The sequence below is a fragment of the Pseudovibrio sp. FO-BEG1 genome (genome assembly GCF_000236645.1).
Lineage (GTDB): Bacteria > Pseudomonadota > Alphaproteobacteria > Rhizobiales > Stappiaceae > Pseudovibrio.
Genome location: NC_016642.1, coordinates 4,508,018 through 4,533,805, shown reverse-complemented (window position 1 = coordinate 4,533,805; position 25,788 = coordinate 4,508,018). Strand labels below are relative to the sequence as shown.

Genomic DNA, 25,788 nt, shown 5'->3' with positions numbered 1-25,788 from the left:
CTCCCTTACTTAAATCGTCCGATCTGTCCAATAGGCGTTGCCGACAAACACACTGAGCCACAGTCAGTATCTATTTTCCTTGTGGGGAGGAAGAGGCAACGCCTCTTGGCTTCCTTGTTTTAGCTTGATTGATGCCGATTGTTAGGCGATACGCATTATACTTCATTTTTCGTTAATGAGCATTATCACTTGCTCTGCCAGCAGAATTGAAGGTTTAATATCATAGTGATTTTGTTTGTGGATTGTGGTACAGTTTTCAAATGGCAAAAGCGGAGCAATTAAAGGCACTTATCAGTTCTCATCTAAAAAATGATGAGAACCGCTTTGTTGCAATTGCACTTCAGATGGCGGCATCTGAAGCTAAAAAAGGCAATAGCAATCTTGCCAGAGAAATCCGCGACTTAATCGATACTAGTGCCAAACAATCAATAAAAGTTGTTTCGATTAGTAACGACTTGTCTGAACTGGTGCAGCATACAGATGTTGCAAAGGATGCTTCCTCACTTATTGTTTCTAATGAAATTTGGGGTAAAATTTCAAGAATTGTCAGCGAGTTTCACCAATCAGAGAAACTGAAGAAACACGGTTTATCCAACAGACGCAAAATCCTTCTTGCTGGCCCTCCGGGCACAGGCAAAACAATGACTGCATCAGTTCTAGCGGCAAAAACTGGGTTGCCCTTTTATACAGTTCAGATTGACCGCTTAGTAACAAAGTATTTGGGCGAGACTTCCGCCAAACTGCGTCAAATTTTTTCAATGATACGGGAAAGGCCCGGAGTTTATCTATTTGATGAATTTGACGCGATCGCGACACAACGTGGATTAGAGAACGAAGTCGGTGAAATGCGTCGTGTTCTTAATTCTCTGTTGCAATTTATCGAGGCGGACGAGTCAAACAGTCTTATCGTCGCTGCAACCAATAGTTTACATTCTATAGACCTTGCTCTATTTAGAAGATTTGACGACATCCTTTCTTATGAAAAACCACAAAAGGCTGAAGTTGTTTCTCTTTTACAGAACAGACTTGGCGTATTTCTGGGGAAATACTCATTAGAAAAAGTGGCTTCAACCGCAAATGGACTGAGTCATGCTGAAATCTCCCAAGCTTGCGATGATGCGATAAAAGGGGCCATCTTGTCGGATCAATCGAAGGTGACACAAAAACGGCTTCTAGATATGGTCCGGGATCGTAAAGGAGCGTACAGCAACCTTATTTAGATAAGGCGTATAGCTAATGCCTGATATTGAATTTCCTCACCTATTTTTAAACGATACCCCTGATTCACAAGACTATACAAATCCATCCGGTGGCGGCAGCGATTTCATTCTCCCTGAGCGCCCCAGTAGGGCAACACATGCCGATATGATCCGAGATGGATTAAACCAAGCATGGCGAGAATCTTATCAAGAACAAGAAGCTCGAAAAGCTGTATCCCTTCCAACTCGAAACGGCACGTATATTGAATTTGAAAGTGCACCAGGGTTTGATCTGAAATTCGATAGCCTTGAAGCAAGGCAATCTGGTATCCGCTTGCTAAATGTTAGGGAACATGCAGCTAACGAGGATGTCGAAGAAAAAATCATCAAGGCGACCATCTATGTGCCAAAAGGAAAGGAAAACATCCTTTTAAACAAGGTCGAGCGCTACAAAAACGAACAGACAAAAAACAACAAACCCAAAAATCAAAAGCTCATTGAAAGCATCGAGAATCTACGGCTAGCACTATTGCACGCCCTCTGGTGTGATGATGTCAGTCTTATTCCTACCGCTGAGCAAGCGGAATGGTGTGAAGTATGGTTGCGAACCGATGAAAATCGCGCAGAGCAAATCGACCAGTTTCGTCACTTGGCAGAAGCCTTGAACACAGAATTCCGAGACGGATACATCTCCTTCCCTGAACGTACGGTTGTTCTCATCAAAGCGACTTCTATTCAACTTAATGAGCTGCTCGCATCCTCTGATATGATCGCAGAGTTTCGCCGCGCAAAAGAAACAGCCGACTTTTGGACGCGGTTAGAAAACTCAGACCAAACCGAATGGGTTAGTTCCCTCGCATCCAGAATATCTATCGATTCAGCTTCTACTACGTCTGTCTGCGTCATCGACACAGGAGTGAATAACGCTCACCCTCTGCTTTCGACAATAATCTCGGATGATAACTGCCACACAATTGACGTTGCTTGGGGAACCGCTGACCAGGATGGACACGGGACAACAATGTGTGGAACCGTTGCGTTTGGAGAAGAGCTCGGACACCACCTGCAGACCGATACGGCGCTCACTATTCCTTACCAAATTGAATCCGTAAAGATCATCCCGCAAACAGGCTACAATGAAAATCAAAAGCTGAACGGCATTCGCACAGTTGAGTCTGTAGCCCGCGCAGAGTTGCAAGCACCCGACCAATCACGCGCAATCTGCATGGCGATTACTAGTACCGACGATAGAGATAGAGGACGTCCCTCGTCATGGTCTGGCGCATTGGATGCCTTAATATCTGGCGCTGACGACGATAGTAAAAGGCTATTTTTTGTTTCGGCTGGAAACATCAATGATTCAAATGAATGGGCAAACTATCCAGCGACAAACATTACAAATAATATTCACGACCCAGGACAGTCGTGGAATGCCCTGACTGTTGGGGCTGTCACATTTCAGGATCGAATTGAAAACGAGGAGGTCGCAAGATCTTTCTCCCCCATCGCTTCAGCAGGGGAATTATCTCCCTATAGTACGACCTCTATAACATGGGAGAAACGATGGCCAAACAAGCCGGATATTGTGTTTGAGGGAGGTAATGTAGGGATCGATACGACTGGTTTCACCTCAACGCTTGAGGACTTATCGGTTCTATCTCTTAACAATATTCCCAATCAGGCCATGTTTACCTGCAATTTTGCAACCAGTGCAGCTACTGCACTAGCCGCCAAGCAAGCAGCAGAACTCATACACCAATATCCAGAAGCCTGGCCAGAAACTATACGTGGCTTGATGGTTCATTCTGCTCGTTGGACAGATCAATTAAAAGATCAGTTTTATGAACCCGGGCGCTCAGAAAAAAGAAACCTACAACAGCTGATAAGGGCATGCGGTTATGGCATTCCCGACAAACGCAAAGCACTGTCCTCTGCACGCGACAGCTTGACCTTGATTGCCCAGCAGACAATTCAGCCATTTCTTGATAATGGGAGTGGCGGCTACAAAGCAAAGGACATGCATTTCTTTGATTTGCCATGGCCTAAAGAAGCGCTGCTTGACCTACCTGGTGAAACACCAGTGAAAATTGATATCACTCTCTCCTATTTTGTTGAACCGGGGCCAGGTGAAATCGGTTGGCGCGACAAATATCGGTACAGGTCGCATGGATTGGATTTCAATTTAAAAAAACCCACCGAAGACCTCACAGAATTTTTAGCGAGACTGAACAAAGCAGCTAGAGACGATACAGATGATAGCACCTATGGAGGTGCTAATGTCGAGTGGGCTGTCGGAACACAAATGGGAAGAACGCGAGGATCTGTTCACCGAGACTGGATTGAGTTGACTGCAGCCGAAGCGGCAGAAGCAAATGTAGTTGGCATATTCCCACGAACAGGTTGGTGGAAAGAGAGGGCGCATTTGGGAATGGGTGAAAAGGAAACTAGATATAGCCTGATCATAACTCTTGAGTTGCCCGAAGTGGACATCGACGTTGACATCTATTCACCCGTTGCCGTTCAAATCGGCGTTCCCGGCATCACCATTGAAACATAGTCGGGCAATTTTGCATTTTATAGAGGCATGCCTCGCCTACTTTTCTGTACAGAGCAGTCCGACTAAGGAGGCCAAAAGCGTGGTTAAATTTGAAACAGTCTGGCAACGTATTACGTCCTTGGCCGGGGAAGCATTCCTAACAAAGACCGGGCTACCATTTAGCTTTAAAATCCAAGATGACGGCTTCTTTCCAAGCCGCACGAGCTATAGGGTAAGTAAGTCGGACTTCAAAAAGGCTCTGAACCTTGTCCCCTTTGACGGCCCCGGAGTGGTCAATAGCAGTGTTCGCGGCCCTGCCTATGTTTGGGCTGTACTTCACGATCCACGAGTTCGGCAAGCAGACTGGTAGAAGTCCAGCTAAGGAGGCACAGAACATGGGAATTGAGTTATCCGCTGGTGACCAAACACGCCAAACACACCCTGAGTGTTGGTTGATCGTTGAATGGATGCGACACTTCAATCCAGAGCTCGATGACATCTCCGCAGAAGATGCCAAAGAACAACTAGGTAGTCTTGACTTTACCGAAGATATGGCGCGCACCGCGCATGATTGCGTACCTCTTGATTTTGAAAGCGCATGTAGAATGGGCCTTGGCTACGATGAAGCCTACGCTAGCAAGCTGCCAGACACTAAAAAGAGAAGATATTTTAATTCCGCAAGGTCGTTTTTAACGTATGCGGCAGAAGGCGGATATTACATGACGGGCAGCTATTAATCACTGTCCAGAAAAGGAGCGATACAGTTTTATGAAACTAGGTACACGCCTTAAGAGTAGCCGGAAAAAGGCAGGCTTCAAGAGCGCTGAAAGTGCTATTGAGGCTCTTGGAGTACCAACACAAACTTACCAATCATATGAACTGAGCAGAAGGACACCAGGCTTGGATCGCTTGAAAGAGCTTGCTCGTGCCTTTGAATGTGACCTGCTGTGGTTGATTTCCGGCGGCAATGACATAGAGGAATCTGGAATAAATGGAACTGCTCTAAAGCTTGCGATCAGGCAGGCAATCCAATTTCGCAACGAATTCTCACTAGCCATGGAAGACGATAACGCTATCACAGAACAAGTTTTAGCAAACTATTTCCGGATCGTTGAAGAACTCACTTCCTCCGACACGAGCAAGAGGCATTTAGAACCTCTAGAACAGTCCAATTAAGGAGAGAAGTTTGCTGAAATTTTGGAAGACCAACGAAATGTTTCAAGGACGGGATATTGGTCAAAGATTGGCAGCATAGGTTGACAACAGCCATCAGGGACGATGGCCGTTCGCAGCGTGTATTATCCAAAGCAATCGGAAACGGGGAACAGTACATCACCCAGCTGTTGCAAGGTAAACAACCAACGGTTCCCAACTTTATTGCATTGTGTGAAGCCTTGGGAGTTTGTCCCAGTTACATCATCAACGGCAACGCAGTGCCGCCTGAGATGGACGAGCTGGCCGAGATCTTTTCAATACTCAACACAGATAACCGGGCTATCTTGCTCAGAGTAGCAAAAGGCTTTGCACATAACCAAACTAAGTCCACCTAAGGAGCAAGCTATGGCGGGGGCAATTGATGGGGTTCCTCTATTACTTCAAGTAGCAAAACAACAGGTAGAAGAATTAGAGTTGAAAACCAGTGAATTGCATCAGCATTTTAGCGGCCCATTGAGAGGCTCTACGATGCTGGTAAATGGATTACGCTATATCAACGCTCGATATGAACTGATTGCTATAGGCCTGTTCTCCTTATTTGAAGCAAGAATGCAAACGCACAGCCCTAAGAGGTTTTTTCAAGGTATTATCAGCAGTTTAAATGATGCTAACTGCCAAGATTTGGCTACCCAATTTGAAATATACTACCTTGCAATCAATGTTCTTAAACATGGCGAAGGCTCAAGCTTTCAAAAACTCCTCGAAAAAAGCAGCTTACCCTTTGAAATAGAGAGAGCAGGTTCTGAGTTTGCCAAAGAGGGTGATGCTGCAAAACCTGAAGGCCTCATCAATATAGTTGATACCAACTTTTTTCCCGGCCTACTACATACGCTTGATAGTGTTTACGAGTTTCTAGAAGGGGAATGAACAGTCCAACTAAGGAGCTTAGCAATTTAAATATGATACTTAATCAGTTTCCCCTTTGCTTAGAAATGAAAGAAAGATCTCATTCTCCAAGTCTTGTTTCAGCAAAAGAACAAGCTACGTTTAAAACCTTCACAACACCACGAGACTTGCTAGCGCATTACGCTAGCGAAGAAATAACTACCAGATTTGAAAACTCACTAGATGACAAACTAGCCTCTTATGAGATTTGTAATGAGCTATGGGCCAAAAGTGCAGGAGCAAACACTTTACAACACTTCCCTCAATATCAGCAAAAGGACTATGACCTATACCATTACGCAGCCCGTGCTGTAGCCGCAAACAATGCCACCAACGAGCAAACTGAAAAATATCAAGGTTTACAAGAAGAAATACTCAGTTCGCCTCTTATACTAGAGCCCGGATCGGTCTTGTTTCACGGAAGAGCCGACGATGCGCCTTGTGATACTGTCTACCCTGCATTCTTATCTACCTCACTAAGCCCATCACCTGCAGTTCAGGCCGCACATCGGCGTGCATCTTACTCTGTAAATTCTCCGCCTGCCCTGTTTGCGCTTAAATTAATATCGCGAGTTCCTGCGATCTGGGGGCAATGGAAATCCAGCTGGGAGGGTTCAGAACACACACCACAAGAATGGGAACTACTACTGCCTGCAGGTATTAGGATTGATCAATGTAGAGCACTCAGCGGAAAAAGATGTAGAATTGTCGAAGCCAATATTTCTTACGATTCCAACTAAGGAGCACCGTCATGTTTACGGCTGACGCAATGAGTTTGTATCTGGGTGCCATAAACTCTGCTGCGGTATTCTTTGGAACTATTTCGGCAACCTATTGGTTAAGGTCGTCTCGCGCTAAAGTGATGTGGGAAGAGAGGTTCCATCCAAAGAAGGAGCAAAGATGATGCAAAGTAAGTTAAACTGGCAGCATGTGGGAGAAACCTGGGAAGCACGGACGGAAAGTGGGCTGGTGTACACGATCCGCGAGGTGTCAGGCGGATATCTGGTAGCAGGTGCCGAAAACGGAACCGTTTTCACCAACATCACAAAACCCAATCCCACACTAGAAGAAGCCAAGGCGCGCTGCGAGGAAGGGTTCAGACAGGAGCAACGAGTATGCAACCAGAACTGATTGAAGAGCCTTGGGCACATATAAACCCAGGTCAAATTCGCTTTAGGATGAAATACGATAACGAAGAATATCTATGTGCGATCACATACTTTGCATTAGATAGCTATAACTCTGCGGCTGATGAAACTCCTATGGACACCTTCAAAGATCATTATGCCAACATATTACAGCGAGCCGTAGCAGAGCGTCCGGATAAGAAACAAGAAATTGACGGTAAGCCAGATGTTGTCATCAGCCTGGGAGCTAAAAGTTTCTGACCGATCCAGAAAAGGAACACAGTTGATGGAACTTACTTTCAAGATCAATCTTCTGAAAGACGGATCAGTTGTAACGAAAGATGGCGAAGTCCTTGGTACGTGGGACACCGACGAATCCGATGCTTTTTATCAGTTCACTCCCGAGGGTGCAGGTGCTCCGATATTTCTTCATCCATTCATGGGCGAGCTATGCACTATGATTGTTGAATGGCACGCCAAGCAATCCAACTAGGGAGCGCGTCATATGATCAAGCGTCTATCCGCGCTAAGCGCCTGTATTCAAATCACAGTTCTACTTAGCTCGTCTGCATATGCTTTGGATTATAGATTGCAACAGCGCAAAGGAACCGCTCAATGGGAGTGTGCAGCTCTATCAGATATTCTCGACAATGGTAAATTCGAGATATTCTTCCGCCTCGGACTGAAAAATCTTCAAGACGTATATAGTGCCGCTATTGGTGGGAAAATGAGCGCCAAAGATTATGACCATTTTAGTTGGATCATAAGAGACCATAAAAAAGGCATCTCTCCAGACTTCTTGCTCGGAGCGGAATGGGTGCAGAGGCGTAATTCTATTCGTGAAATTATGCCAGTTCGTGACAGTAAGACACAAACTTTAGAACAGTGGAGAGGTGACAGACTTTACAGGGCTGACGAAGAGTTCAGAAAGAGAAATTGCGACTTATTGCAGTCCAACTAAGGAGATTTCACGATGGAATGCCCTAAAAATGCAGTGGCCATCAGATACATAGGCAGCGAGACTTAACCTCAAAAGAGCAAGAAATCTTACCGTCAGAGTTAGCAAGAAAACGCCTCCATCGCTGCACTTACTGCGGTTGTGTTTACACTGATCATAAAACGATCCTTGGCTTTTTGGATGACCCAATGAGCCCATCAGTGAGATGGACCTCAGTCCGATAAAGGAGTAGATTATGCAGCTTCCCGGTAAAAAGCTTCAAGAATTGATGTTGCCCGCCTATGCGCCATGCATTCACTTTGGCACATGTCGAGAAGCAAAATTTGTCCCTGATTCAGGCCATGTACCTAGAGGTTTCCTCGGAGCAACAGGAGCTCTTGAAGATGTTGAACTGGTAATGGTGTTTTCGCGACCTGGGAGCCCAAAACACGATGAACGCTACCAGCATACCAATGACTCGGAACAGTTCCTTAAACAGAGCTCTGGATTTGCTTATGATTGCTTCAATTCTTGCCGCAGTCCGTTTCATATAAACGCTAGATGGTTCATAAATCAGCTATATCCGGGCATGTCGTTCGATGAGCAATTGCGCCATGTATGGTTGACTAATGCTAGACTATGCTCAGTCCTCACGAAAGTGCGCCCCTCCCAAGACAGCACATGCACAAATCAGTTTCTTAGGAAGCAAATATCGCTTTTGCCCAATGCGATTGTCATGGCATTCGGGGACGTTGCTGAAAGCTATCTAAAGCCGCTAAACATTGACTACATCAAAGCTTATTCACTTTCGCCCCCCGCCGCAAATTATAAGCCCGCAAAGCCAAGCTGGACGGCGGCATTAACCGAGATCCAGAACCGCAGACGATCCAAGCAAGGAGAAAATAGTAATGAAGTTTCAAATAAATAGTGAGCAGTATGTCGCTCTTATAAAAAAAGAAAACAATCGGCGCGTTATTTGCATTAATGACATTGGAAAAAACAGAGAGATTCTCGATATCTCAGAAGAGACGTTATCGGATCTTGCAGAAGAAAAAGATAACTCTCGGGAATATTTAAAGATAGTCGCAGTTCGAGAGTTTATGAAGACCTTGCAGTCTGACTTGGCTCACTCAATTGCGTTTGTAGGCGCAGAAATGCCAAACGACGTTAAGAATGACGTTATTGCAGCAATCGCTAGGCAACCTCTCTCTTCAAAATGGCTAATATCATACAATAACCAATCTATTTTTCTTAACGCGCAAGAAACGTACATAGCAGAAGTAGTTAACCTCACGACTTGGAGAAGCAAAACCTACCCAACCAATAGCGGTTCCATTTTCCCAGCTGACTTTCATGCACATTTGCAAAATGGTGCTTTCAGCGGATCCAACTAAGGAGCAGGCAGTGGGCAATCTTCCTAAAAAATCAATCTATGAACTACTAGCGCTTCATGTTGATACGATGAAAGAGTTGCGCAACCGAGGCGTGCTTCGATCGGGAAACATCCCCACGGGAGACTTCGCGGAACACCTGTTTTGTGAAGCTTTTGATTGGTGCCAAGAACGAAACTCGAAAAAGGCATACGATGCAATCAATCCAGAAGGTATTCGATTTCAAATAAAGGCCCGCCGCCTGCATAGTAGAAACCGCTCAAGGCAGTTATCATCGATTAGATCAATTAAGGGTTTCGATTTCCTCGCAGCTGTTCTTTTTGATGAGTATTACCGTGTAACACGTGCGGCAATCATACCTTCCCGTGTCGTGTCTGAACTGGCAACTGATGATCGTCATGTCAACGGAAAAAGATTTCTATTGGTGGACGCTGTTTGGAACAAGAGCGAAGTTGAGGACGTGACGGAGACCTTGCGAGAGGCAGCTTACAATTTGGGATACGATCCTGCTTCTGATTTAGAACAAGTCTAGTCCAACTAAGGAGGCTTTGTTTTCTTCCTCTATTTTGAGCCTTGAGACACCGACTTACAGTTGAAACCCGACCTAGCTGAGGATGCGCCAGACTCCTGCGAATGTCCGCAAATGGTCACGCAGCGCCATGCCGCGCCTATGAATACCAGTGCGCCGATGAACGTCTGCTATGGGCTCTTCGGTATGATACTTTAACACTTAGAAAACTGTCGTTGAGTGAGCCCTATACATCCATCCGTTTGTAACTTAATTTTTGACTGAGCCTGCTGTCTTCTGCGTCTGCGGGATCTCGTCAGTATGAGAGTTTAATTTTCCCCGACTCAACCTCTTTGAGCTCGCATGCCTCTCAGCGTAGATGCTTAGTCTCGCCTGCAGAGATGTTCACGCCTACAGCTGTCATCATGAGCCAAAACACTGTTCTTCAAGCCGCTAATCAGTCTCAAGGCTGCAACTGCAACCCGTTATTGCATCATAGCCCAAGCGTTATTTTAGGTGATTTCGCCCTAGAAACGCACAGGCACATGACTTCGTTGCTGGCCTGTTCTTCTGGAGTGAGCAGGCCGTCGCGGTGATCCACATCTCCGCTGACAACATCTACCATGCAAGATCCGCAAAGGCCTTCGGCGCAGCCTACATCTACATGAATGCCGTTCTGTTTCAGCACACTTAAAATACTGTCATCCGGGCCAACGTGATAGACCGCCTGAGTTGATTCAATTTCAACTTCAAATGCAGTATTGTCACCGTGGTCTACATCAGAAGAGGCTGCAAAGCGCTCGAAATGAATTGTGCCGCCACGCAGGGATTTTCCTGCTTCAAGAATGGCGTTGAGTAACGGTTCTGGTCCACACGTATAAATGTCTCCATTTAGTGGCACGGACTGCATCACTTCTTTTAGCTCAATCGGACCGGAAGTCTCGTCGCAGTGTAGCTGATATCGATCACCAAGGTTAAGCGAGGAAAAGGCATCATCTAGAGCTGCTAATTCTTTTGAACGGACGAGATAAATTACCCGAAAATCAGCTCCTGAATTTTGCAGTTGGCGCGCCATGGCGAAAATTGGAGTAGCGCCTATGCCGCCAGCTATGAGGGTTTTGTGATTTGGACCATCTTGCAACACAAAGTGGTTGCGCGGCATGCTGATTTGCACTCTCTGGCCCTCATTTAACGCGTGCATGGCCAGAGATCCGCCACGGCCTGCATCTTCGCGCTTCACGGCTACATTGAGCCACTTGCCGTTCTGGTCCCAGTTCCAAATGGAGTACTGGCGCACCAGATCATCGTTGAGGCGGATGTCTACATGAGCGCCGGGTTCCAGACCTGTGAACTGGCCCTCTTCAAGCGCAAAGCAAAAGTCCGTTGTATCGGCACTCAGCACGGTTTTTTTTATGAGTTTGGCTCTGTGAGTTGCCATTATACTTCCTCCCTGCTTTGCCATGCGGCAAGTTTTAATCGTGTGCGAACACCAAGACCCAGGAATGGATCAGGCGGGTTTAAAGCGGGTTGACCAGAGACTTTTTCCATATCTTCCAATAGGGAACTACGTTGTCCGGAGGCAGCTTCTGCCATCAGTCGGCCGGAAATTGTTCCGCGCGCAACCCCGACACCATTGTGACAGGACGAGTTCCAGACGTTGTTTGCTACCTGACCAAAGAAGCTCACATGATTGCGTGAAAGACCGCAAATCCCGCCCCATGTGCTCACAAATGGCACAGCTTCCAGTTGCGGATAGCGTGCAAGGAATGAGGCGCGGTGTTGCAGCACAATCTTTTCCAACTGCTCATCTTTGGCGCCATAGTTGCCTGCATAATCATACTGGTTGCGTATCAGCAGTCGGCGATCCTGCGTCATGCGTAAGGTTGTTCCACCCGGATCTGCGGGGGTGAGTCCCCAATCCAACTCGCCGCCATAAGCGGTCATTTCCTCATTAGTCAGCGGGCGTGTTATGGATGCAAAGGTAATAACGGGAGCCATGCGGTTTTTCAGGAAACCGAATTCGCTCGTGAACGCATTGGTGCAAAGGAGCGTTTTCGGGCTTTGGATTTGCGTTGAAACACCCTGATAACGCAAAGTCAGCGTGTTGAAATCATCTCCTCGCGAAAAGTTGATGACCGGACATCCGTCCATAACCTGCACATTTTCAGGCATCGACCCTGCCAGTCCGCGTGCCAGTTTTACCGGGTTCATCAGGACGCCGCCTGATGTGTGCACTGCACCAGTGTAAATACCCGTACCTGTCATGGAACGCAGCGCATCGCGATCCAAAAACGAATAAGGCACATTGATCCGATCAAGGGCTTTCATGAAGCCTTGCATCTTCGCGGTACCGCGTTCGTTCATTGCCGCTTGCAGCTTTCCAACCTTAGACCACTCACACTCAATCTGATGGTTTTGTGTGTGCTGCTCAAGATCTGCAAGAGCTGTAGTGTTAAGCCGTAAAATGGCAGAAAGGCGTTCTTTATCGTCGCTGTCGAGATCAAATTTGTGCGGCAGATCAATCACAAAACCTGAATTGCGACCGGAAGCACCCCAGCCAATCGGCATGGCCTCAATCAGCGCAATGCTGTGTTCCGGATTTAGCTCAGCTAACCGGCGAGCAGCTGCCAAACCAGTAAAGCCGGCACCAACCACGACCCAGTCAAACTTGCTTGCTGGATTTGTGTGCGGTGCAATACCCATGACGGAAAGTTCACTTAATGGAACCCAGCCCGATGGCGTATCTTTGGGCGGTAATTTGCCGATGTCTCCGATATGTCCCAAGTTGAAACCCTCCTATTTCAGAGGTATTTCACAACAAAATAAGATCTTGTCTTCAATATCAAAAAAAAACTATGTGACGTGAAATCATCTAATCTGACAGCCGAGAGAACAACAAAATGGCCCGTCGCTATTACAATTTACCACCACTGACGACGCTTGCCGCGTTTGAGGCGGCAGCGAGGCATTTAAGCTTTAAAAACGCAGCTCAGGAGCTTTCTGTCACCCCGGGAGCAGTTAGCCATCAGATTAAAGCTTTGGAAGCAGAACTTGGCGTTTCGCTGTTTCGCAGAGGACACAGAGCCGTTGAGCTGACTGAAGAAGCCGAGCAGCTTTATGAGACCGTTGCCTCTGCTTTTGCAAAGATCTCACAGAGGCTGCAATCGGTGAGAGAGCGCAACGCAAATGACGTTGTTACTGTCGGTTCAACCTCCGCAGTCGCTTCGCTCTGGCTTTCTCAATCTGTGGTGCGGTTTTGGCAGGAGTATCCGGATATCACAGTGAATCAGGTGGTTGTAGATCGCTCTTTTCGCAGTGTGCCGGAGTTGGATCTTTACATCCGATACGGTCAGGAAACCGGCGGACGTTTTGAGCAGGTGGAGTTGTACCGCGATTGTCTGGTCCCCGTTGGCAACAAAGACATGGCTGACACACTGACGGGATGCAGCCTTGCAGAACTTGCAAGCCAACGTCTGATCCATTTGGAATCAGAAGATCGCACCTGGACATCCTGGAGCGACTGGTTTCAACAACTTGGATATGATGGCCCGATTGCAAATGGTATCCGGGTTAACAACTACGCCATCGCCCTGCAAGTTGCGCAGGATGGAGCGGGTCTTGCCCTCGGCTGGCAACGCCTCATCAGGCCGCTTCTAAAAACTCGAGCACTGATCCCGATTGGCCCCACCGTCCTATCTGCGCCTCATCGGTTCCATGCAGTTTGTCCTAGAGAAGATGGAATATCAGGGGGGGCTAAACTGTTGCGCGACTGGCTCGTCAAAGAAGTCAAAAGTCAGACAGATTAATTCAGCTCATCTGAGATTTAACTTTTCTGATATTGAGAGACCTTCTGAATTTCCTCCATGTTCCAAATAGATTGGAATTGGAGGAGTTCTAATGAACAAGCATAACCCAACATCACCTGTTACTGCCAATGTTGATCAACTGAGCTCCGTGCTGACAACGGTTAATCACGCCAAGGGCCTGCCGAACGAGCACTATATTGATCCGGCTATCTTTGCCGAAGAGAAGCGCTCCGTTCTGTTTGCCAACTGGTCTGGTATCGGATTTGGTAAGGACATTCCTGAAGCAGGGGACGCAAAGCCGATCAATTTCCTCGGTATGCCGCTGCTTATGGTCAGAGACCGTACCGGCGAAATTGGCGTGTTCCAGAACACCTGTCGCCACCGCGGCATGATCCTAGTTGAAGAGCCAACCAAGATCCGCGGTGCAATTCGCTGCCCATATCACAGCTGGTGCTACGGTTTGAATGGAGAGTTGCGCACGACGCCGCATATTGGCGGTCCGGGTCAGAACACCCACGAAGATGTTGATCTGAAAGAACTCGGATTGACCCGCATCCGCTCGCACATCTGGCGTGATGTGGTGTTTGTAAACATTGATGAGACTGCTCCTGAGTTTGAAGAGGCTCATGCGGATTTAATTGAGCGCTGGAAGGAATTTGAGCAGCCAATTTTCCACGGTGGAGAGACCGCCTCATTCAAGCTGAATGTGAACTGCAACTGGAAGCTTGCGGTTGAGAACTACTGCGAAAGCTATCATCTGCCCTGGGTTCATCCGGGCCTGAATAGCTACTCCCGCCTGGAAGATCACTACAATATTGAAAAAGAAGGCAAATATTCCGGTCAGGGCTCACTGGTTTATCGCCAGCTGAAGTCTGAGGACGGGCGTGTTCTGCCTGATTTCAATGGATTGAGTGATAAATGGGATGAGGGCTCTGAATATGTTGCGGTGTATCCGAACGTTCTGCTCGGTGTACAGCGTGATCATGTCTTTGCGATCATTTTAGAGCCGGTGGATCTGGAAAATACCGTTGAGCATATCGAGCTCTATTATTCCAAGCCACCTCAGGATGCTCCTGAGCTGGATGATCTTCGTGTCGAAAACGCAGGTCTTTGGAAGACTGTGTTTAAGGAAGACATCTTCGTTGTTGAAGGTATGCAAAAGGGTCGTCATGGCGAGTTGTTTGACGGTGGTCGCTTCTCCCCGGCTATGGATGGTCCAACCCATGCGTTCCATCACTGGGTGGCGACCCAAATTGAGAAGGGCCGCACTGTATGAGCGCCTTCATTAAAGATGGGCTTGCCCGCAACTTCCTTGCTGGAAACTGGGTTGAGGGAGACGGTGGAAACCGTATTGCCGTTGAAGACCCGGGCTCCGCAGAGCATTTAGCGCATTGTGCGCTGGCGGGTGAAGAAAGCCTTGGCAAAGCACTGGAAGCGGCCAGAGCAAGTTTTGAACGTGGAGATCTGGCGGACATGCGTCCGTCAAATCGCGCGGGTTTGTTGTGGCACATTGCTGCTGAGATCCGCAAAATTGCAGATGAGGGTGCTGATCTTCTGTGCCGTGAGAGCGGTAAAACCCTCAGTGCTGCGCATGAGGAATTTGAAGAGGCTGCTCAGTACTTTGAGTATTATGGCGGTGTTGCCGACAAGATTGAAGGCAAGTCCATTCCGCTTGGCCCGGATTATGTTGATTACACAGTCTATGAGCCTTATGGCGTTTCTGCGCAAATTGTGCCGTGGAACTTCCCTGTCTCCATTGCAGCCCGTTCTCTGGCTCCAGCGATGGCAGCGGGCAACTCCGTGATCATCAAATCCCCTGAACTTGACCCGATCAGTCTGGCGATGCTGGGTGTTGCGCTGGAACGCGCTGATGTTCCAAAAGGTGCTGTTTCGATCTTAAATGGCATTGGCCACGATATTGGTGCGAAACTGGTTGCCGCTTCTGAAGTGGACCAGATCGTTTTCACAGGTTCAGTGCCAACAGGTCAGGCAATCTTACGTGCAGCAGCAGGTCCCGTTACGCCATCTTTGATGGAGTTGGGCGGTAAGTCCGCTGCTGTTGTTCTTGAAGATGCTGATATCGACACTGTGATCGCCAGCCTGCAAAGTGGCATTTTTTACAATGCTGGTCAGGTTTGCTCTGCGATGTCCCGCGTGCTTGTTCACCGCTCTATCTATGAAGATGTTGTAGAACGTGCGGCGGCATTAGCAAATGGCCTGTCTGTTGGTCACGGTCTTGAAAACCCGGAGCATACGCCTGTTATCTCTGCCGCTCAGCTGAAGGGCATTGAAGAGATAACATCGACAGCCCGGCAGAGCGGGGCGCGTGTTGCAGCTGGTGGTTCAATTCTGGAACGTCAGGGCTATTTCATGGCTCCGACAATTTTGGCAGATGTTGATCCGGCAAGCCGTGTTGCGCAGGAAGAAATCTTCGGACCAGTTGTGTGCATCACTCCTTTCGATAGTGATGCTGAGGCCATAGCTCTGGCAAATGGTACGGAGTTTGGTCTGGTGGCCGGGGTCTTTACCAAGGATCTGGCGAGAACACACCGTATCGGCCGCAAATTGCGGGCAGGTCAGGTGTTTGTCAACGAGTGGTTTGCAGGCGGAATTTCAACTCCGTTCGGCGGTGTGGGCAAGTCCGGCTTTGGCCGTGAGAAGGGTCTTGAGGCGCTTTACAACTACGTGCGCACCAAGAACATCGCGATTTCACTGAAAGGCTAAATCGATGAACTGGGAAACGCTGGATAGAGAGTTGCTGGACGCCCACGCAAAAGAAGACAGAGACGCCTTGATACGGCTTTACACAGAAGCTGGCAATCAAAGTGAAACTGCCGGAAACACAGATGCGGCCGGGTTTTACCTAACCCATGCCTTTGTCTTTGCTCTTGAGGCTGGCTCTCCTGAAGCCCCTCATTTAAACGCCCGCCTTGCTGAGCAGGGCCGCGCTATCATGCTGAGTTACCAATAAAATGAGCGCAAGAGTAATTAAAGCTGCTGACGTTAAAATGACCCATCGCGGAGGCCCTCCGGGCATTGCAAGGGTTGGACGTGCGATCTCCTCGGACCTGAGCCCTTCCATGGCTGCCGGATTTGCGGAGTTTGATAGCTGTGAAGTGGAATGGACCGTTCTTTATGACGAAATTGTTTACGTCATTGAAGGTGAGTTTCGTTTGGGCACAAAAGACGGCGAGCTAACCGCGCAGGCCGGTGATGTGATGTGGATTCCCGAAGGTACTAGTTTGGTCTACCGAGGCACAAAAGCACGCATTTTCTATACGGTTCATCCAGGAAACTGGAAAGACCGGCTCGCAGAATAGGAGTGAAGTCAGAGCTGCTTATCTTCAACACTTGCAAGAAATTAAAGCAGGCGGTTTGGCTCTTATTGATGAGGTCATTGCCGAGGAAACGTGACCTCATAGGGCAACACTCTGCCTGAAGCAGGAAACGCAATTCTGTCAAGAAAGGAACATGCAGCTTTACATCCACGAGAGTGGCAAAACACAACAAAAGCCAAGCAAAAAGACTGCTGGACGGCCTCGCGATGAAAACGCAGGAGAGCAGACTTTGGCAAGGCATGCCACTTCAAAAAATATGGAATGCGCTCATGCATTTGAGAAGAAAAAAATTCTCTCACGCAGCGAATTCCTTTGGCAAAATGGGAGGAATTTATGCCAATCAAACCACCTGTCACCGAACTCACTATAAAAACCGCAACCAGTGGTTTTTATAGCGGGTTCGCAAAAGATGTTACAATCAGTGCCAAATTTATAATTGGGGCGCTGCTGATCTGGGCGATTGGATTTCCAGAGCACTCCGGCGCCTTCCTTGGCAAGATCAACGGCTTTCTCTTAGCCAACTTCAACTTTTGGTACATCTATGTGATGGCCTTTTACATCGTTTTATGTCTGGCACTGGCCGCTGTCCCTGCAACCGGGCGCTTAAGACTGGGCAAAAATGATGACCGCCCAGAGTTCTCAACTTTCTCGTGGTTCTCAATGCTTTTTGGTGCTGGCCTTGGTATCGGTCTTCTGACTTATGCTGCTGGCGAACCGATTTATCATCTTCAGAATAATCCAGACGTCATTCAAGGCAATATTGCTGCAAACAGTTGGGACACTGTACCTTCTGCGATGAAATGGACTTTCTTTCACTGGGGAATCTCTGCCTGGGGTTGTTATACTCTGTGCGGTCTGGCTCTTGCTTTTTTCGCTTATCGTCGTGGTCTTCCATTGACTATTCGTTCAGCTCTGGCTTCTCTTTTCGGAAATAAACTTTCTGGGACAACCGGTGCGATTATCGACATCATCGCTGTTGTCGCCACCGTTCTGGGCGTTGCGCAAACCATCGGTTATGGGGTTGAACAGCTGGTAGCAGGCCTGCATCGCATTGGTTTTGGCGACTGGCTCATCTCTGTGGCGACAGATGGCAAGCAAACTTCCTCAAATGCTGGCATCATTTTTGCGCTTGTCGTCATCCTTGGAGCATCCACGCTTTCTGCACTTTCTGGTGTTGGGCGCGGCATTAAGTGGCTATCAAACCTGAATATGGGTTTGAGTTTCTTCTTGCTAAGTTTCTTCCTGTTCTTCGGGTCTACTTTCTTTGGTATGCAGACACTTCTGACAGGCGTGTTTGATTATGTCACCTCACTGCCGTCTTTGCTGCTGACTGTCTGGAATGATGACGGCACCGCTACGGGTAAGGCTCTGTCTGACTGGCAAGGTGGCTGGACCGTGTTCTATTGGGCCTGGTGGATCGCATCTGCTCCATTTGTTGGCGTGTTTCTGGCTCGCATCTCCAAGGGGCGCACCATCCGCGAGTTTGTCCTTGGTGCCATGATCGCAACATCTGCTATGTGCTTCATCTGGTTTGCTGCACTGGGTGGAACTGCGATTGATCTGGAGCTTTCCGGTGTTGCGCAGAACGAGATTGCAGGCACCGGTCTTTCTGATCAGCTCTATGCGACACTTGCTGTTATCTTAGGGCCCACAATGGCCTGGATCTTCTCCATCATTGTGGTCGCGCTGTTGCTGACCTATCAGATCACAACTGCAGATTCAGCTGTGTTGGTCATTAATACCATCAATGCTGCAGGCGATGAGGGGCCCAAAGCCCGACCTCACATCCTCTTTTGGGGAACCGGTCTCGCGTTGGTTGTTGGCGCACTCTTAATCCTCGGCGGTCTTGGAGCAATTCAGACTGCGATGGTTATTGGTGCTCTGCCGTTTTCAGCAGTACTTGCTCTCATGGGAATCTCTGTCGTCAAAGCGATTATTCGTGATGTGCAACGTGAACGTCTCGGTCTGCTAGTGCCTGCAGAATAAGACGCTCTCAAGATCTTAAAGTGCGCGATGGTGACACCTTCGCGCATTTTCTTATCTGCCCCACTACCACGGTCTTACCCAACCGCAGCAGGAGCTCCGTTCAAGAGATAAACCGCTACATTGTACTCCTAATTCAACAATACCAGCAACGAGCTCATATTGTGTCCTGAAGTCTATGAACTGAACTAGGATTAAGATCCAGAGCTTGCATTGCAGCAAGGTATGACCAATCAACGAAAACTAGATTTGCTGGAGAGGCAATAGAAAGGCTGCTACCATTCGCTACACAGCGGAAAACCAGATCAACATTGAGTTACTGCTGATGCGGACGGCCATCAGCGACAAGTTGATCAAAATCGACCTGTGGTTGAAGTCAAGCACTAGCCGGACGCGCCTAGAGTTAGGTTGAATGACCGGTAATGGTCACCTAAAAGCCTCATACGGTGCTCACAATTATCCAAATAATCACCTCCCATAGGCCTGGAACCGAGCTCTCACTCCCCTCTTTGCAATCCTGCTTCAATCCGTTCACCAATCGCCTCTGACAACACCCGGATAGGGTGTGCATCATGGTTCACATAGCGATTGGTGATGGTCACGTTGCGGTGGCGCAGAAGGTGACTGATGAGGAAGGCGTTGCTGCCTGCTTGAGCTGCGAAGGTGCCAACCGTGTGGCGCAGATCGTGAATGCGAACATCAGGAATATTGGCATGGATGCGGATGCGCTGCCATGCATTCTCAATTACTTCAATTGAAATAGGTTGTATCGGATCTTTACAGCCGGGCAACACATAAGGTGAACCATCCACTCGTGGGATCTCAGAGAGTATTTCGATGGCACTGCTATTCACTGGATGAGGTTTGCGCTCATCCCCTTTTCTTGAAGGTAGTGCAATCGTGCCCAATTCAAAATCAATATGCTTCCATTTCAGGGTTGCGATCTCACTCAAGCGCGCACCGGTGTAAAGGAGCAGACGTAAGCAATAAAGAGCTCTCGGATTTACAGGTGTCTTCCGCTTTGCAATATCCTTGAGCAAGTGCTTGGCTGTGTCCTTCCCGGCTTTTATGATCCAGGGAAGCCCTTCATGCTCCGCTAGCTCAAGGGTCCGCCCCAGTCTTTGCAACTCTTCCTCTGACAGGAAACGATCACGCTCGTTTTCTTTGTACCGCTTGACCAACCGAACCGGATTACTGTGCTCTGGCCGTAGTCCCCATACTTCTGCGAGATTGAACGCCTTAGATAAGACCGCCAGAACCTGATTGGCTTGACGAGGAGTTGCTCTCAACGAGTAATGCAGCTTTGCAATATCCTGCCGCCTGACGGAGTTGAGTTTCATGTGCCCTAGTCGTGAACGAACACACCGCTTTAGGAGACGCTCAATGTCTTTCATTGTCTTGGGCTTATTATGAACCTGCACATGTTTGCTCATGTAAACATCAAGAAGAACATTCACCGTGGGAGCAATTCGTTTGTTTTCCCGCTTTAGCAAGGGATCATCTCCGTTACGGACTGTTGCTAGCACGTTGGTCGCCAGGCCTCTGGCTTGATCAGGTGTCAACTCACCATATTTACCAAGGCTCATACGACGAGAGCGGCCTTCATGTGTGCGATATTGCACAACGAATGTTTTTGCACCGCTTGGCATCACTTGAAGGCCAAACCCTTTAAGCTTGCTATCCCAGAGGAAATGTTTTTTGCTGGTTGACTTGGCAGCATCCACCGTTCGCTTCGTTAAGTTCGGCACAGGCACACCTCTCCCGCTGACGGCTCATGACAAGAACCACCACACATATGAATATTGAAGTTGAAATACGTCCCCGATTACCGCTGTTTCTGACGGCCTGACAGCTTGTGACGACCTTTAAGGTTTTCTTTTAGGACCTGTGTAAAACACCATCCAAACCTTTATAGGTCAAAACCTCGCTGCTCACCGTTCTGTGTCAGCACTATGTAAGCAAATGTATGAGATTGACCGCGAAAAGCAAGGTAGGTCAGAGCAAATAATTTTCTACAACTATTTGATTCATAGTAATGAATCGCAATTAATCGCAAATGAGCGTTCTATGCTGAAGCGCCTTTTAATCAGTAGGTCCACGGTTCGAACCCGTGCGGGCTCACCATTTTCTCCCCGAAAATTGGTGACTGTTTCACAAAGGCTTATAAGCCTGTGATGCTTGTGCGTAGCTTGTTTCCGATGCTCGCTTCTTTCTCTTAGATTTCCTTGTTCGAATTTTGCTGATCGTGTCTTAGCGAGGTCTCATGCCGCGTTTTGTTATCACTGGTGCGTCCGGTGCCGGAAAAACAACATTGCTGAACTCATTAAAGCTGTTTGGGTACGACTGCCGGGAGGAGGTTGGACGGCAGGTGGTTCGTGAGCAATTGTTGACGGGTGGAGTGGCTCTTCCTGATAAGGATGCAGTTGCTTTTCGGGATTTGCTGTTTGAGCGATCAACTGCGGCTTTTGATGTTGCCCCAAGTTCGCCAGATGCTGTGGTGTTTCATGATCGTAGCTTTCTTGAGGCCATTGCGTATAACAGGATCATCGGAGCTCCTGTTTCAGAGGAGATGATTGCAGCTGTGCGAGCGAGGCGGTTTGCGGATCCGGTGTTTGTTTGTGCGCCATGGGAGAAAATCTTTGAGAGTGACGCGGAACGGACGCACGATTTTGAGTTCGCTTGTCGTGACTTTGAAGCGAATGATGCTGTCTATCGGGCGTTTGGATACGAGCTGATAGAAGTGCCGCAGACGCCAGTTGAAGAGCGTGCCCGGTTTGTGATTGAGCAGGCCGAAAGGTCGCTCCAGATTTAATTTCCAGAATCGGCCATGTCACAAAAAGAGAGTTGGGCTGTCTATTAAGGGCAGGGTGAAACTCGGTCTATGAGATTGGCCTTATGCCTTTTCCGGGTTGTGTGAGGTTTAGAATTACACCTTATAGGTTGTTAACAGGCGTGCATCGTGTTTCAGGTTGTGTTGTAAATCTGCAAAGTATGTACGGTGAAGTGGCGTAAGTATCTGGAGCGTATCAAGCTTTTTTAGTTGGTTTGAGTTTTATTACTAAAGGTTGTGTGCATCAAATTATACAACCCATAAAATTGCGATGGTTTTCCAAAAACAAGAATATCCGTAGCGTCAATCGTATCGAAACGGACAATTTCTCTCGAATTAAAGTTGATATCAGAGCGCTGGGGCAGTGTTGCTGTACCTGCTGTGATGTCCTGCTGAAATTATCTTGAGGTTTGTCTGTAATACATTGAGGTGTGGCGGATGTATTACAAGAATACACGACTTGAACATCTTGATGGGCGTCAGGATCTAACGCCTGTTTGGAAATACTGGAACGAGCATAGAAAAAAGATTTTTGGCAGGGCGTTTCACCTTACGGGTGGAGACATGGATGCTGCCGAGGAGTTGATGTCAGCAACCATCATCAAGGTGGCGTCTCACTTTGAGCAGCGTCCCCTGAATATGCGGGAGCCGATTGCGTTCTTCATGTATGCGCTCAAGAACGAGTTCATCAGTCAGTATCGCAAGAAGCGCTATGAGTATCAGTTCAGGGACGGCGAAAAGGATGTTTACGATGAACACCTTGCCAATGCTGAGGTGGAAGCGGCACCGCAAGAAGTTCTGCTGGCACAAAAGGAAGAGCTTGCACTGATTGGCAAAACGCTGGAGCGGTTGCCAGTCATCTACCAGCAGATTTTTTCTCTCAAGTTTGCCGAGGATCGCAGTTACAGCGACATCTCAGAGGAGCTGAACATCTCCCAAGCACTGGCGCGTAAGCGGGTGCAGTTCCTGCGTGAAAAGCTGCGGGATGCGCGCAAGAAGAAGCGCAGACGGTTCAATTGATCAGATTGTGTTCACAGGAGAGATGTGAGTGCGTCTTTCCGAATAGTTAACGATTTCAGACTGCGAGGGCACTAGCATGGCGGAAGAGACTGTAAATGCTCAGGTGACGGATGCCGTTACCCAGACAAATGTGAAGGTGGTGGGCGAGGCGCCCTCTCAGGCAATCGCTAATTTGTATCAGGTGGTTAGCAATGCAACGGGGCTCTCGGTGCAGAATGCGACCCATGCTCAGCAATCCATGAACCAGATCTCGACAGCCGTAGTTTCTAAGGGCGTGCAGCTCATTATGGAGATCGGTCCGACGTCTGGCTCTGAATCTACCCCATCAGGTGGCTAGTTTGAGGGAATTTGATGGTGAGGGAGAGAGGTGAGAGTACAGCTTCTCAAGAGTATGAGAATGCGATTACGCGTCGTCGGCGCATGATCTCTCTGCTCCAAGGGCCCGTGAGTGATAATAGTTTGCGTTCCTCAACTCAGGCCACTGCTGCATCCAGAACACAGGATGTGAAGCAATCCTCCCCGGCAGTCAAAATGTCCTCACAGGCGGAACAGCAAGCCGTCAACCCAGCAAGTGAGAGCAACAGTCAATCCGGAGCGCAACAAACCATGATCATGGATAGTGAAAAGGGACCTGCTGGCGGTGCTGGCTTTGAGGCTGCCACTGGTGCTGGTGGTGCAGGCGGTCAGTCGCAAGGCGTAGAAGCCAGCAAGGGATCGGAAAAAACGTCAGGCCCATCCTATCCTCCGTTGCCAACCACAGCGCCCGCGACACCTGCTTTGAATGATCAGATCACTCAGGCTGTGCAGTTCACGAACTTCCAGAACTTTCAGGGTCTGGAGACCATGATCTCGGTGCCTGAAGACGTGATGACCAAGCAGTCCAGTGGACATGCTTCGCAGGATGCAGAGACGTATATGAACGGGGTCATGCAGATCTCTATGGCAGCGCAGGCGATTGTGGCGGCCAAGATTGCGCAGGATCCAGCACTTGCGGCAACGCCGGCGCTGACTGAGCTCAACACCATGGTGACCAATGCGATCTCTGCCTTTCAAGAGGTGAGTGAGTGATCTGCCGGGAGAAGGATGGATGAGCGCTCGTGCTGGACGACCCCGTTATGGCTTTGAAGCTGCTGCAGATGTTCGGTCTGAGCCGGATGATGTGGAGGTGGATGAACTGGCGGAGTTGGTTCGGGAGATCACACGGTTGTTTCAACGAGACTACATTTTGCTTGCGACTTTTCTTCGGGCTCTGACGCGATAGGCAGACCCCTGTCAGCTCAAAAGGTGAGATATGGAACGGGACGTTACATACATTCGAGAGGAATTGGAGGAGGTGATCCTCAATCAGTTGCGCCGCTGGGAAGGGGTTATCGAGCAGGAAGAAGTGCGAACATTGTCCCGGTCTGGCGTTGAGGGGTTACCGGGGATGCTGTGCCACCTGAGCCTGGCGCGGGATGCTTTGGTGAAGGCTGAAGGGATGCTTGGCAGTGAGGGTGAGATTTCGGCGGCGGATCTGGTGCTTGGGTTCCGGGACGAGCGGCTTCAGGAAGATGCTGATCGGTACGACGACCGGGATGATGAAGAGCGGTTGGTGCAGGACGGGGTCGAAGAGGAGCTCCTTGCCCGGTTTACCTCAACTGGGGACATCGAGTTTGAAGAGCGGGGCGAGGATCGCGGGCCGGACCGGAACTCTGACTACAACTGGTAAGGCAGGACGTGAGGAGTGGGGCGATGAGTACAGCCGTGAATGGAACGCAAGACGCTGGTCCGCAGAAGGTGACGGCAACACCGGGGCCGGAGCTCAACTCTGCGCTGGATGATGCTGTGGTGCAGCTCACCAAGGTGAAGGAGAATGTGGATCAGGCCGCCAGTGAGTTCGCTCAGCTGCGTCAGGGCATTCCCAACTACAATGAGGTGGTGGCGGAGATCCGGCAGCAGCAGGCACAGATCAACAGGGCCTGTGAAGATGCCACCACATCTGCTCAGAGCATTGTGTCTGAAGTTGAGCAGGCAGCGGCCAAGCTATGCACCTCCATTGATGAAGAGATCAATACGATCAAGAGCGTGATTGGCACCGGGAGTGAGCAGGCGGAGGTGCAAACACCGCAGACGCCTCCGGTCCAGCCGCCACCACAATTGGCGCCGGGGCAGGGTGTACCACCGCCTCAGGCCGGGGCCGGAATGGCTCAGTTTCCGATGACTGGGCAGCCGGTTCAAGGTGGTGTTGCCAATCAGGAAATGATGGCCGTGCAGGTGGCGGAAGCCTTGAGGGATTATCTGAAGAAGGAGATCAACTCGGAGATTTCCAAGCAGATCGGACCGCTTAACGACAAGCTCTCAGAGCTTCTGATTGGATATCTGCAGCAGCGGTCCCGTGATCGTTGAGGGAAGTGTGAAGGAAACCTTAGCGAGACCTGAGGCTCTTAGGAAAGAGTTCACAAATGAGAAGGAGCGGCGTCAATAGTCTGTAAATGGCAATAATAACAAGCATATTGGAGAAAAAATGCCAAAGACTATTGAGGAACAATGTGGCTCAACAAAACCCTCCGATGGCGGAGCCGTTGATGCTGATATCATTGCCCTTCTGGGAGTAGCGCCAGCGTTTGCGCTGGGGCTCACCTTTCTGACAGCGGCGCAATCAACGGGGGTGCTTTTTGAGAATTCTGTCGCGAATGCACAGCGCCAGAACATCATTGCACAGACGGCGTTAAGCCAGGGAATTTTGCATACTTATTCTGTTGGTTCCATGGCTGCTGCAAACAGCATTTCGCATATGGATCCGCAAGAGATCGAGCAGGTGAATGAGAGTTTGCTTGAAACATTGCGTCGGTACTTTTCGCGTTAAAGCGTATTGAGAGGTCACTCCCACATTTCGGGAAGGCTTTTCCAGTTTTCTAAATCATTGAGAGTTTGCCTCTGGTCAGTGCACTGCCTGTGTCTGATCAGGGGTGAAGCAGGGCTGCGTTTTACCGAACTGCTCTTGAGTTCGGTTGTTCAGGTGGGAGTGACTTTA

31 protein-coding genes are annotated in these 25,788 nt (G+C 48.8%); 28 read left to right on the top strand and 3 right to left on the bottom strand.

Annotation, left to right across the window (positions count from 1 at the left end; translation table 11 throughout):
* Positions 1 to 260: 260 nt before the first annotated feature.
* The 14 genes from PSE_RS20435 (at position 261) to PSE_RS20375 (ending at position 9,822) form a co-directional block, all read left to right on the top strand.
* Complete coding sequence (locus tag PSE_RS20435; RefSeq protein ID WP_014286546.1) at positions 261 to 1,220, top strand: AAA family ATPase; 960 nt, start codon at positions 261 to 263, stop codon at positions 1,218 to 1,220.
* Between the two features lie 16 nt (positions 1,221 to 1,236).
* Complete coding sequence (locus tag PSE_RS20430; protein WP_014286545.1) at positions 1,237 to 3,756, top strand: S8 family peptidase; 2,520 nt, start codon at positions 1,237 to 1,239, stop codon at positions 3,754 to 3,756.
* 374 nt (positions 3,757 to 4,130) lie between these two features.
* On the top strand, positions 4,131 to 4,472 hold the full coding sequence (locus tag PSE_RS20425) for a hypothetical protein (protein ID WP_148266182.1): 342 nt from the start codon (positions 4,131 to 4,133) through the stop codon (positions 4,470 to 4,472).
* Between the two features lie 31 nt (positions 4,473 to 4,503).
* A complete protein-coding gene (locus PSE_RS20420; protein WP_041768719.1) occupies positions 4,504 to 4,911 on the top strand; it encodes a helix-turn-helix domain-containing protein in 408 nt (135 codons plus the stop codon).
* Between the two features lie 56 nt (positions 4,912 to 4,967).
* On the top strand, positions 4,968 to 5,285 hold the full coding sequence (locus tag PSE_RS20415; protein WP_041768718.1) for a helix-turn-helix domain-containing protein: 318 nt from the start codon (positions 4,968 to 4,970) through the stop codon (positions 5,283 to 5,285).
* A gap of 10 nt (positions 5,286 to 5,295) precedes the next feature.
* Positions 5,296 to 5,817, top strand: coding sequence for a hypothetical protein (locus PSE_RS20410; RefSeq protein ID WP_051125945.1), 522 nt, complete (start codon positions 5,296 to 5,298; stop codon positions 5,815 to 5,817).
* The gene (locus tag PSE_RS27250) at positions 5,814 to 6,575 is read left to right on the top strand and encodes a hypothetical protein (protein WP_148266181.1); all 762 of its coding nucleotides are present in this window, start codon (positions 5,814 to 5,816) and stop codon (positions 6,573 to 6,575) included. The genes PSE_RS20410 and PSE_RS27250 overlap by 4 nt, the downstream gene beginning before the upstream one ends.
* 160 nt (positions 6,576 to 6,735) lie before the next feature.
* Positions 6,736 to 6,966 (top strand): hypothetical protein, encoded by a 231-nt coding sequence (locus PSE_RS20405; protein WP_014286541.1) that lies wholly within the window; start codon positions 6,736 to 6,738, stop codon positions 6,964 to 6,966.
* A complete protein-coding gene (locus PSE_RS20400) occupies positions 6,951 to 7,223 on the top strand; it encodes a hypothetical protein (RefSeq protein WP_041768717.1) in 273 nt (90 codons plus the stop codon). The genes PSE_RS20405 and PSE_RS20400 overlap by 16 nt, the downstream gene beginning before the upstream one ends.
* 25 nt (positions 7,224 to 7,248) lie before the next feature.
* A complete protein-coding gene (locus PSE_RS20395) occupies positions 7,249 to 7,455 on the top strand; it encodes a hypothetical protein (protein WP_014286539.1) in 207 nt (68 codons plus the stop codon).
* A 12-nt stretch (positions 7,456 to 7,467) separates the two neighbouring features.
* Positions 7,468 to 7,923, top strand: a complete 456-nt coding sequence (locus tag PSE_RS20390) for a hypothetical protein (RefSeq protein ID WP_041768716.1) — start codon at positions 7,468 to 7,470, stop codon at positions 7,921 to 7,923.
* Positions 7,924 to 8,155: 232 nt separating this feature from the next.
* A complete protein-coding gene (locus tag PSE_RS20385) occupies positions 8,156 to 8,827 on the top strand; it encodes a hypothetical protein (RefSeq protein ID WP_041768715.1) in 672 nt (223 codons plus the stop codon).
* Positions 8,808 to 9,293, top strand: coding sequence for a hypothetical protein (locus PSE_RS20380; RefSeq protein WP_041768714.1), 486 nt, complete (start codon positions 8,808 to 8,810; stop codon positions 9,291 to 9,293). Before PSE_RS20385 ends, PSE_RS20380 begins: the two co-directional genes overlap by 20 nt.
* Before the next feature lie 10 nt (positions 9,294 to 9,303).
* Positions 9,304 to 9,822: a hypothetical protein gene (locus tag PSE_RS20375; protein ID WP_051125998.1), complete on the top strand. Its 519-nt coding sequence runs from the start codon at positions 9,304 to 9,306 to the stop codon at positions 9,820 to 9,822.
* A 469-nt stretch (positions 9,823 to 10,291) separates the two neighbouring features.
* Here the strand turns inward: PSE_RS20375 and PSE_RS20370 are convergent, their stop codons facing one another.
* The gene (locus PSE_RS20370) at positions 10,292 to 11,260 is read right to left on the bottom strand and encodes a PDR/VanB family oxidoreductase (RefSeq protein WP_208998001.1); all 969 of its coding nucleotides are present in this window, start codon (positions 11,258 to 11,260) and stop codon (positions 10,292 to 10,294) included.
* Positions 11,236 to 12,582, bottom strand: coding sequence for an FAD-binding oxidoreductase (locus PSE_RS20365; RefSeq protein WP_148266180.1), 1,347 nt, complete (start codon positions 12,580 to 12,582; stop codon positions 11,236 to 11,238). Before PSE_RS20365 ends, PSE_RS20370 begins: the two co-directional genes overlap by 25 nt.
* A gap of 116 nt (positions 12,583 to 12,698) precedes the next feature.
* Here PSE_RS20365 and PSE_RS20360 point away from each other — a divergent pair, with 116 nt between their 5' ends.
* From PSE_RS20360 to PSE_RS20335, 6 genes are all read left to right on the top strand, one after another.
* A complete protein-coding gene (locus PSE_RS20360) occupies positions 12,699 to 13,604 on the top strand; it encodes a LysR substrate-binding domain-containing protein (protein ID WP_014286533.1) in 906 nt (301 codons plus the stop codon).
* Positions 13,605 to 13,695: 91 nt separating this feature from the next.
* Positions 13,696 to 14,880 carry an aromatic ring-hydroxylating dioxygenase subunit alpha gene (locus PSE_RS20355; protein ID WP_014286532.1) on the top strand — a complete coding sequence of 395 codons (1,185 nt, stop codon included), beginning with the start codon at positions 13,696 to 13,698 and terminating at the stop codon, positions 14,878 to 14,880.
* Positions 14,877 to 16,328, top strand: a complete 1,452-nt coding sequence (locus tag PSE_RS20350; RefSeq protein WP_014286531.1) for an aldehyde dehydrogenase family protein — start codon at positions 14,877 to 14,879, stop codon at positions 16,326 to 16,328. The genes PSE_RS20355 and PSE_RS20350 overlap by 4 nt, the downstream gene beginning before the upstream one ends.
* Positions 16,329 to 16,332: 4 nt before the next feature.
* Positions 16,333 to 16,575 (top strand): hypothetical protein, encoded by a 243-nt coding sequence (locus PSE_RS20345; RefSeq protein WP_014286530.1) that lies wholly within the window; start codon positions 16,333 to 16,335, stop codon positions 16,573 to 16,575.
* A gap of 37 nt (positions 16,576 to 16,612) precedes the next feature.
* Complete coding sequence (locus PSE_RS20340; protein ID WP_208998000.1) at positions 16,613 to 16,924, top strand: cupin domain-containing protein; 312 nt, start codon at positions 16,613 to 16,615, stop codon at positions 16,922 to 16,924.
* Between the two features lie 351 nt (positions 16,925 to 17,275).
* Positions 17,276 to 18,928 (top strand): BCCT family transporter, encoded by a 1,653-nt coding sequence (locus PSE_RS20335; protein ID WP_014286528.1) that lies wholly within the window; start codon positions 17,276 to 17,278, stop codon positions 18,926 to 18,928.
* A gap of 494 nt (positions 18,929 to 19,422) precedes the next feature.
* Here the strand turns inward: PSE_RS20335 and PSE_RS20330 are convergent, their stop codons facing one another.
* Positions 19,423 to 20,673, bottom strand: coding sequence for a site-specific integrase (locus PSE_RS20330; RefSeq protein ID WP_041768713.1), 1,251 nt, complete (start codon positions 20,671 to 20,673; stop codon positions 19,423 to 19,425).
* 515 nt (positions 20,674 to 21,188) lie between these two features.
* Between PSE_RS20330 and PSE_RS20325 the strand changes: the two genes are divergently transcribed.
* From PSE_RS20325 to PSE_RS20295, 8 genes are all read left to right on the top strand, one after another.
* On the top strand, positions 21,189 to 21,737 hold the full coding sequence (locus PSE_RS20325) for an AAA family ATPase (RefSeq protein ID WP_014286526.1): 549 nt from the start codon (positions 21,189 to 21,191) through the stop codon (positions 21,735 to 21,737).
* Between the two features lie 456 nt (positions 21,738 to 22,193).
* Positions 22,194 to 22,775, top strand: coding sequence for an RNA polymerase sigma factor (locus tag PSE_RS20320; protein WP_008547590.1), 582 nt, complete (start codon positions 22,194 to 22,196; stop codon positions 22,773 to 22,775).
* A gap of 76 nt (positions 22,776 to 22,851) precedes the next feature.
* Entirely contained in the window at positions 22,852 to 23,112 is a 261-nt protein-coding gene (locus tag PSE_RS20315) for a RebB family R body protein (protein WP_008547676.1), read from the top strand.
* Between the two features lie 14 nt (positions 23,113 to 23,126).
* Positions 23,127 to 23,843, top strand: a complete 717-nt coding sequence (locus tag PSE_RS20310) for a hypothetical protein (RefSeq protein WP_083841594.1) — start codon at positions 23,127 to 23,129, stop codon at positions 23,841 to 23,843.
* A 19-nt stretch (positions 23,844 to 23,862) separates the two neighbouring features.
* Positions 23,863 to 24,036 carry a hypothetical protein gene (locus PSE_RS27405; protein WP_193384374.1) on the top strand — a complete coding sequence of 58 codons (174 nt, stop codon included), beginning with the start codon at positions 23,863 to 23,865 and terminating at the stop codon, positions 24,034 to 24,036.
* A gap of 30 nt (positions 24,037 to 24,066) precedes the next feature.
* Positions 24,067 to 24,483, top strand: coding sequence for a hypothetical protein (locus tag PSE_RS20305; RefSeq protein WP_041768712.1), 417 nt, complete (start codon positions 24,067 to 24,069; stop codon positions 24,481 to 24,483).
* Positions 24,484 to 24,506: 23 nt separating this feature from the next.
* The gene (locus tag PSE_RS20300; protein WP_041768711.1) at positions 24,507 to 25,160 is read left to right on the top strand and encodes a hypothetical protein; all 654 of its coding nucleotides are present in this window, start codon (positions 24,507 to 24,509) and stop codon (positions 25,158 to 25,160) included.
* Positions 25,161 to 25,278: 118 nt separating this feature from the next.
* Positions 25,279 to 25,620, top strand: coding sequence for a RebB family R body protein (locus tag PSE_RS20295; protein WP_014286521.1), 342 nt, complete (start codon positions 25,279 to 25,281; stop codon positions 25,618 to 25,620).
* Positions 25,621 to 25,788: the final 168 nt, after the last annotated feature.